Source organism: Blastomonas sp. CCH1-A6 (assembly GCF_001556365.1).
In the GTDB taxonomy this organism is placed as follows: domain Bacteria; phylum Pseudomonadota; class Alphaproteobacteria; order Sphingomonadales; family Sphingomonadaceae; genus Blastomonas; species Blastomonas ursincola.
Map to the genome: position 1 here is coordinate 1 of NZ_LSIS01000330.1, position 5,878 is coordinate 5,878.

Annotated in this window: 11 protein-coding genes; 9 read left to right on the forward strand and 2 right to left on the reverse strand. The window is 62.9% G+C overall.

The window, feature by feature from the left end:
• Positions 1 to 130 precede the first annotated feature (130 nt).
• The 9 genes from AX735_RS16020 to AX735_RS16065 all read left to right on the forward strand — a co-directional run bounded on the left by AX735_RS16020 (position 131) and on the right by AX735_RS16065 (position 5,056).
• Entirely contained in the window at positions 131 to 379 is a 249-nt protein-coding gene (locus tag AX735_RS16020; protein ID WP_030541643.1) for a hypothetical protein, read from the forward strand.
• Positions 376 to 1,185 carry a hypothetical protein gene (locus AX735_RS16025; protein ID WP_008831890.1) on the forward strand — a complete coding sequence of 270 codons (810 nt, stop codon included), beginning with the start codon at positions 376 to 378 and terminating at the stop codon, positions 1,183 to 1,185. Before AX735_RS16020 ends, AX735_RS16025 begins: the two co-directional genes overlap by 4 nt.
• Positions 1,186 to 1,196: 11 nt before the next feature.
• Entirely contained in the window at positions 1,197 to 1,817 is a 621-nt protein-coding gene (locus AX735_RS16030; RefSeq protein ID WP_030541642.1) for a DUF6884 domain-containing protein, read from the forward strand.
• A 256-nt stretch (positions 1,818 to 2,073) separates the two neighbouring features.
• A complete protein-coding gene (locus tag AX735_RS16035) occupies positions 2,074 to 2,331 on the forward strand; it encodes a hypothetical protein (RefSeq protein ID WP_008831892.1) in 258 nt (85 codons plus the stop codon).
• 221 nt (positions 2,332 to 2,552) lie between these two features.
• The gene (locus tag AX735_RS16040) at positions 2,553 to 2,870 is read left to right on the forward strand and encodes a hypothetical protein (protein ID WP_006953908.1); all 318 of its coding nucleotides are present in this window, start codon (positions 2,553 to 2,555) and stop codon (positions 2,868 to 2,870) included.
• Positions 2,871 to 3,167: 297 nt separating this feature from the next.
• A complete protein-coding gene (locus tag AX735_RS16045; protein WP_004213291.1) occupies positions 3,168 to 3,389 on the forward strand; it encodes a hypothetical protein in 222 nt (73 codons plus the stop codon).
• Between the two features lie 62 nt (positions 3,390 to 3,451).
• Entirely contained in the window at positions 3,452 to 3,715 is a 264-nt protein-coding gene (locus tag AX735_RS16050) for a hypothetical protein (protein WP_037471423.1), read from the forward strand.
• Positions 3,712 to 3,924, forward strand: coding sequence for a hypothetical protein (locus AX735_RS16055; protein ID WP_059153606.1), 213 nt, complete (start codon positions 3,712 to 3,714; stop codon positions 3,922 to 3,924). Before AX735_RS16050 ends, AX735_RS16055 begins: the two co-directional genes overlap by 4 nt.
• An 871-nt stretch (positions 3,925 to 4,795) precedes the next feature.
• Complete coding sequence (locus tag AX735_RS16065) at positions 4,796 to 5,056, forward strand: hypothetical protein (protein WP_030540871.1); 261 nt, start codon at positions 4,796 to 4,798, stop codon at positions 5,054 to 5,056.
• 51 nt (positions 5,057 to 5,107) lie between these two features.
• Here AX735_RS16065 and AX735_RS16070 read toward each other — a convergent pair whose 3' ends face one another.
• Together AX735_RS16070 and AX735_RS24465 are read right to left on the reverse strand one after the other, a co-directional pair.
• Positions 5,108 to 5,287 (reverse strand): hypothetical protein, encoded by a 180-nt coding sequence (locus tag AX735_RS16070; protein WP_008827848.1) that lies wholly within the window; start codon positions 5,285 to 5,287, stop codon positions 5,108 to 5,110.
• A 113-nt stretch (positions 5,288 to 5,400) separates the two neighbouring features.
• Complete coding sequence (locus AX735_RS24465; RefSeq protein ID WP_008827847.1) at positions 5,401 to 5,658, reverse strand: helix-turn-helix domain-containing protein; 258 nt, start codon at positions 5,656 to 5,658, stop codon at positions 5,401 to 5,403.
• Positions 5,659 to 5,878 lie beyond the last annotated feature (220 nt).

A 5,878-nucleotide genomic window follows, 5' to 3' on the forward strand; every position in this document is an offset into this window, starting at 1 on the left:
GTGCAGGGCGGGTGATCCCCCTCCCCCCTGATCGGCCCCGTTTGCGGCATTCCCCGGCCCAGCGTCGCCCGCTTTCGGCAGAAGTCGATGACCCGTCATCGCCTTCGGCTCAATTAGGAAGGGAAAGCCCATGAAAATCCGTATCTACCGCCAGACCGAGCAGGACTTTGACCGGATCGAGATCGAGGGCGCGACCTTTGAAACCATCGTCAGCCGGGCAGCGGTCGAGGGGCTTCAATGCAGCGGTTACGACAGCAATCCGAGCCAGCGGCCTGAGTTGCAGGGCGCACCGAAATTCAAGGGCGTTTGCGGTCCTATGTGGGATGGCGATGCGATCCGCTACGAGTGCAGCGCCACCTATGCGGAGTTGAGCGCATGAGCGCCGCCGCCGCGATACGCACCGCGCAGGCCGACCAGCTGGGCGACCAGATCATTGCCGCAGGCTTCGCGCCAAACGGCTTTGTGCTGGACATTAACGGGGCGCTTGATGTGCCCCGCGACTTTCCCCTTTCCGCGCCGTGGAATCTGCCGTCGCGCCTGTTTCAGTTCCCCATCGAGGTCATCCGCGCAGAGCAGGACGAGCCGCGCAAGATCGGCCTTCGCCATCCTTTGCTTGCCGCCCATCCTTTCGTGCAACACGTCGAGCGTGCGCTTGGGATCGAGATCGCCCGCGATGGCGTGACGAACCGCCACGGCTACAGCAACCGCGTTCATTCGCTCTGGCATCATGCGGTGGACCTTATCAGCGCCGGGAAATGGCGCGAATTGCTCGCCACGCAGGAGTTCACCGAGCCGCGCAATATCTTCAATGCCGTTGTCTATGGCCTTCGCTATTCGGACCACGCCGACAGGAAGGCGAGCGGCCACATCAGCACCGTCGAGGCCCGCCAGATCATGCGGGAAATGGGAGCTACCGAGCCGACCGACCGCGCCGCGTTGCTTCGCAGCTTTTCCGCGCCGTCGCCCTGCCAGCAGGAACGCGGGGCCGAGCATTGGCCGATCAATCTTCACGGACCTTGCGCCGAGGATAAGGCATGGTCTTTCATCATCGGGATCGAGGATGGTTGGTTTTCCTATGACCGTTCCGGGCATCTGCAATGGTCCCCCATGGGCCGCGACCGTTACGCGGCAGGCGATAGCGCCAGCTTTACCGAGGCGAGCGGCCAGACCGCTTTCGCCTTTTGAGGGGATCGAGCATGGCCCGCCATTGCATCCGCGAACCTCGCTACGTTCCCCCGGTGCAGCGCATCGGGGAGCAACCCGACTTGTTCGGTGGACCGACCCTTAGCCACGTTGCCGAGCGCCAAGGACCGCCGAAAGGATGGCAGCGCCAATTGCAGAAATGGGGCCGCTGCACCGTCATTGCCGATCTTGAGGCAGCGCCGCCGTCTGTCATCGACCCTCCCCCGTCCCCGTCTCCGGTTTTCCTTGTCGCTTGCGTTGCTGCGAAGCTGGACCGCCCCGCCCCGGCGCGCGATCTTTACGCATCGCCATGGTTCCAGAAGGCCCGTGCCTATGTCGAACGACAGGGCGGCGCATGGTTCATCCTGTCAGCAAAGCATGGCCTGATCGCCCCGGAAACCGTCATCGCGCCCTATGACGAAACGCTAGGCGCGATGAAGGCAGGCGCGCGCCGCCTTTGGGGCGCGCGCGTGATCGAAGCAATGGCCGAGCAGATCGACGCCGCCGCGCCGCTGATCGTTCTCGCAGGCCGCAACTATCGCGATCCCCTTTGGCCGCAGATCGAACGGCGCGCATCGGTTCCGATGGAGGGGCTTGGAATCGGTCAGCAGCTCGCTTGGTTGAGCGACAACTGAGAGCGAGAATTGTCGCGGTCCATGCGCAACTTCGCACGATGCGCTTCGAGGGGGCATCTGTTTGTCGCGCCGCCCTTTCAATCTATCCAACGCCATTTGGCGTTGTGAGTTTGAGGATTATAGGCCCAGCAACGGCCCAAGCCCCCCGGTAGGGCCGCCCACTCTCGGCAAGCGCAAATGGCGTAGTTTGCGCTTGCCGGGAGACCAGTTGCCCTCTCTATATGGCAAGGTGACTGCCCTCTCACCGACAGCGCCCTTGTGGACCCAAGATCAGGCCATCGCCTATGAGGCGGCCCTTGAGGCCATCAACGACGTTATCGCCGGTTACAGTGAGCAGATCGCGCTCGAGCATGGTTGCGTAGCGCCGAACGCGGCGCGGATCGCTTGGCTCGAAATGCGGACGGATCAGGCATCGGCCACCGGCCATGCGCTCAATGTGGTGGATGATGAGAATGTCCGGCAAACGCTGCTGGAATACAGCGCGATCGTTCGGGCGCGAGACGGCGCAGGGTGAAGGTCCGCTCGATGGGCGGGCGTTAGTTTGTTAAATCCCCCCGTCAGTGTCTTCCTAGCATGAGGGCTGCACCAGGCCGCATCAAGGATCGGCGGTTCCCCCAATTTGCTGCGCAAATCGGCTCCCCCACCGCCCGCTAGCGCGGCCGCTTCGCGGTCCCTGACCCGACCCGGCGCTGCCCTCCCCTTGGCCTTGCCAATTCCGGCAACAAGGAGGTTGTTATGTCTCATCGTCTGTTCGCTCAGCTGGCTTTCGAGCGTGCGCTTGGAAATGCTGCGATCGAGGCGCTGGCGACCGCGTTGAACGATAAGGATCATTTCGACGCGGAAAGCATGTGGCCGAAAGACCCGATGTTTATCGGCAAGACGAGTGCTGACATCGAGGCGGTTGCGGCCGAGCTGGGCCAGATCATCGAGGACCGTATAAAGGACGTGCTCGACGGCCCCGGCATCCGCAACATCGAGCGCGGCGAATGCGTCTATCCGCAAGTCGTCGCGGTCGTGCTGGCGGCCAAGGCGAAGCGCGGCCAATCCGGCTGACGCCGGAGGGGCGGGCTAACCCCGCCCCCTTTCGCCCGCTGGGCGAAACCGATGATCTCGGTGCCATGCAGAGCGCGGGGCGGGGCATCGAACCCCGCCCCGCGCAATCTCTTCTCTCTGTGTGTCGTGGCATTTTGGCATGGGTGCGCGCCAGCTTTCAAGGATCGGCGGTCCCCCCAATTTGCTGCGCAAATCGGCTCCCCCACCGCCCGCTAACGCGGCCGCTTCGCGGTCCCTGACAGCCGGCGCCGGTGCCCATGCCGGGTGTCTCCCGTCACCAACGAGAAGGAGAACCGGATGCACATCAAATTGTTTAGAGCACTGAAAGCGGCTAATCTGTCCGACGACGCCGCAGCGGAAGTTGTAGAGGCTATTGAGGAGTATATCGCCGTGAAGGTTCAGGAGGCGAACAAGGGAATCGAAAGCAAGCTGACGGCACAAACTTGGGTCATCGGCAGCGTCGGTTTCGTCCTCGCAGTCATCGGCCTCGCGCCCGCTTTCATCAAACTGTTCCAGTAAGACAAAGGGAGGCTTCGGCCTCCCTTTTTTTGCCGAACCGCCTGATTGTCAGGAGACGCAAATTGACCGACTTCGCACAAGCACGGCTCGATATGTTCGAGAGCGGTTTATTCGGCCAGGGCAATGCTTTCTGGCGCTGGATCGCCACGGACGAGGCGCGGCCCTATCTGACCGCTTTCGCCGTCGATCGCGCGCCACCCAGCGGAAGCGAGTTTTTCGCGGCCGATCTTAGCGCCGAGGATCTACTTGATTCCGAACACCTGGCCGAGCTGGCCCAGAAGATCGAAGCGGCTCACGGCTACCCCAAGACAGGAGAACGACAGTGACCGCATCACTCGCCGAGCGTCGCAGTCCGCTCACCATCAAGCCCGACCCGTCCAAGGCCGCGCAGGCGTGCCGCCTGCTGATCCGCGCCTATCTTGACGGCCCCGATGGCGTCGAATGGTCGGACGTCCAAGACGCCCTGACCGTCGCCCTGCAAGCCTTTCACTTGCCGGAGACGTTCGTTGAAACCGAGGGCGGACGATGGCAGTAAGGCACAGCACTTCGCGCCGTGGCTTCCGAAACACGCAGGAGAATTCAATGCGGAACATCGCTCTAGTCCTGGCATTACTTGCCACCACTGGCCCCGTAGCAGCGCAGGATTACCTAGGCACGCATCTCGACTCGGTTCGAGACGAAACACTGCGTCGTCACCAACAGGACATGGTGACGGACAGGCCTGGCGAGAGAAGGTCCAAGGCGCCTCCGCGTACCACGCCGTCACGGCAGGTTTCGCAGGCCGAGCGGCAAGCCGCCTTCTCTAGAAACAAGGCCGAGTATCGTCGCAGGATGCTGCGGGACGGCCCCGCCGCAGCGAACCGATGGCTGGACGAGCAGGCTGGCGCAGCCCCGGCCGACGCCCGTCCGAGGGCGACAACGCGCACCGGCAAGACGAGCTGCAAGAAGGTTCGCTGGGTCAATCGCGCGACGCCGGGATTCGGTGGAGGCCCGATGACAATGAGCCGGGTCGCCGTCTGCGCGGACTAGTTTGCGAGGGACGCGATCCGCCCCGACCCGGCACGACTTAAGCGCTTAAGCGAAGCCGCCCCTCGGGGCGGCCTGGTTCGCCTATCGCGACCCCGGCGTTGCGCCGGCGTCGGGTTCCTTGTTCGCAGCTCCGGCCGGCGGCCGCGTAGCATGCTCCGCACAGCTCACCCCTTCATTCCCTGCATTACAACCAGCTCCATCATTCTGCTGCACCACCACCAGGCGTGCCGTTGAGCTGTTGTTGCCGGGGTTAGGATCCACGACCCCCGCAGGTGGAGTCACCGTGGCCGTGCTGACTAGCCGCAGCCGCCTAGCGGCCCGCAGCGGTGGCCGGGGAACCGGCCACCGCACCCGCAATCCGAGACAGGAGCCACGCCATGAGCAACGACACCGAGACGGCAGCCCGTGCCCTGGTCGAAGCCACCCGCAGCGGCAAGCTCGGCGACGCCTACCGCGTCCTGGACAAACGCCCCGTGGACGAGGTGCAGGCAATCGCCTTGCAGGCCGGATTCTCGTGCATCAGCCGCACCAACCGGCGCAGCTTCATGGTGCACATCGTCCGCCAGGTGGCGGACGCCGCCCGCAACAAGACCGACGGCTACGGCCTGCGCGACCTCGCCGCCAAGGCGGCGCGCTGACGCCCGCCGCCAAGGGCCGTGACCGGCCCCTTAGCGCCGTGCGCGCCGGGGTTATTTGCGAGTAGCTGTGCGCTGTTGCTCCGCCACGTCGCGGATCATAGCTGCCCAGCATCCCAAGATCATGCCCTCTTCATTATCGACTTCGCTTGTGGCGACCGCATAGATACCCAGCAAGTTTGCAACCTCGCTCGCCTCGACAATGCCTTGGCGCGCAAGCAGCGTGGCAAACATCGAGAGTGCTCCCCCCATTGCCCGCACCAGCGGCGCATCTTGTAGCAGTCGGTCAAATTCGCGGGGCGGGTTACTGGACATAGATTGTTCCGATCAAATTAAGCGACTGCCTTTCAGGACTTATCGCGGGAAGTGCTATCCGCTGCCAATAATTCGACAACCGATAATCCGAAAACATCGGCAAGGCTCTCCAAGGTAGCAAGCGTTGGATTACCATGTCCGCGCACCATGTATGAAATATGTGACGCCGCAACGCCCGAGCGTTCGGACAACTCCCCTTGAGTTATGCCTAGTTTCTTTAGTTCGCGAGCGATGTTGGCCCCTAGCTGGGCCATCAACGGCGATGTTCGTTTCAGGTATATGGTTGGCATCGTGTTCGCGTCCTTCTGGCTAGGCGCAGAATGTCGGCACGGGCAGCATGGCGCAATAGGGTTGCTCTAGAAGCTATTTGCGCCATGGCTTTCGCGCCTAGCGCAGATGGTATAGATTGTGCGCCATGTTCGTGCTGGAACATGGGATAATGAACATGCAGTCACCGATCGCGCTGTTTAATGCGAAGCTTGCCAAGACGGCGAACCATAGCGCAACGGC

Coding starts and splice junctions, on each gene's coding strand:
- AX735_RS16030 (WP_030541642.1), top strand. CDS start 1,197: ATGGCCCGCCATTGCATCCGCGAACCTCGCTACGTTCCCCCGGTGCAG.
- AX735_RS16040 (WP_006953908.1), top strand. CDS start 2,553: ATGTCTCATCGTCTGTTCGCTCAGCTGGCTTTCGAGCGTGCGCTTGGA.
- AX735_RS16020 (WP_030541643.1), top strand. CDS start 131: ATGAAAATCCGTATCTACCGCCAGACCGAGCAGGACTTTGACCGGATC.
- AX735_RS16025 (WP_008831890.1), top strand. CDS start 376: ATGAGCGCCGCCGCCGCGATACGCACCGCGCAGGCCGACCAGCTGGGC.
- AX735_RS16045 (WP_004213291.1), top strand. CDS start 3,168: ATGCACATCAAATTGTTTAGAGCACTGAAAGCGGCTAATCTGTCCGAC.
- AX735_RS24465 (WP_008827847.1), bottom strand. CDS start 5,658: ATGCCAACCATATACCTGAAACGAACATCGCCGTTGATGGCCCAGCTA.
- AX735_RS16065 (WP_030540871.1), top strand. CDS start 4,796: ATGAGCAACGACACCGAGACGGCAGCCCGTGCCCTGGTCGAAGCCACC.
- AX735_RS16070 (WP_008827848.1), bottom strand. CDS start 5,287: ATGTTTGCCACGCTGCTTGCGCGCCAAGGCATTGTCGAGGCGAGCGAG.